Genomic DNA, 369 nt, shown 5'->3' with positions numbered 1-369 from the left:
TCCAGGGGTTGGAAGCAGCGCCATTCTGGCTGACGAAGCATGTCAATGGACAGACCTCTACCTTGGTTCTAATGTCGCAGTAATCACCGTGAATCAACTGTTGATTGTCTGGAACAATCCTATCGTTCAAACACCAGTTGTAATGACTGCGAAGCATGTTTACCCAATTAGCCATACTGGTCGATTGGGATGTATTTGGCCTCAATTTGTCAACATAACTTGCCAGCAATATCTATCACCTCGTAGCTGTGTTAATCTTGTCTACATCAAATACTAATCCAGCGAGTTAAAAAATGCCACAGTACCGGCGAAATAAAAATTCCGTCGACTGGGTAAACTACGATCTGGTTTGGATACCAAAAAGACGGA

At 43.4% G+C, this 369-nt stretch carries 1 pseudogene; it reads right to left on the bottom strand.

What is annotated here, in order from left to right:
- Positions 1 to 175: pseudogene (locus MiSe_RS49975) on the bottom strand (RNA-guided endonuclease InsQ/TnpB family protein); the annotation flags it as partial.
- Between the last annotated feature and the right edge of the window lie 194 nt (positions 176 to 369).

The organism is Microseira wollei NIES-4236, from assembly GCF_020521235.1.
In the GTDB taxonomy this organism is placed as follows: Bacteria; Cyanobacteriota; Cyanobacteriia; order Cyanobacteriales; family Aerosakkonemataceae; genus Microseira; species Microseira wollei.
Note: the sequence above shows the minus strand (reverse complement) of the source record. Positions and strands in the feature narration are given on the sequence as shown.